1 protein-coding gene is annotated in these 449 nt (G+C 71.7%); it reads right to left on the minus strand.

The genetic code is table 11. From position 1 onward, the window contains the following. Positions 1-449: YbiU family protein (locus FQ755_RS15580; protein WP_144155720.1), on the minus strand; the 449-nt coding region annotated here is incomplete at both ends.

Genomic DNA, 449 nt, shown 5'->3' on the forward strand with positions numbered 1-449 from the left:
CCGTCGCAATGCGCCGACAGCCCCAGCGAAGCCGAGCCCGGCGGGCGGCGGCGCAGCCGGTCGGCATAGGCCGGCACCTGGTCCGGATCGAAATGGCGGCGCCCCTCGCTGTGCGCGCGCCACAGCCGGTTCAGGAACACGCGCGCCTGCGTCAACTCCGGCGACTGGCGCGCCTCCACCTGCGGCGCCGACCAGTACACGCCATTGATCTGCTGCTTGCTGGAAGCGAGCTGGCCGAAGTACTTGTCCTCGGCGCGATGTTCGAGGCGCGCGTCGAGTCGATTGCGCTCCACGTAGTCGGCGATCTCGCGATCCCAGCGCTCGGCGCGCTCGCGCTCGAACACGCCGCGGATCACGCAGGCCCCGCGCAACTTCACGCGCGCGAGCTGCGCCTCGCTCACCCGCCCGGCGACGATCGCCGCGAATTCGATCTCCGGGATCACCGCCGC

Origin of the sequence: Paraburkholderia sp. BCC1885 (genome assembly GCF_900996235.1) — a bacterium.
Taxonomy (GTDB): Bacteria; Pseudomonadota; Gammaproteobacteria; order Burkholderiales; family Burkholderiaceae; genus Paraburkholderia.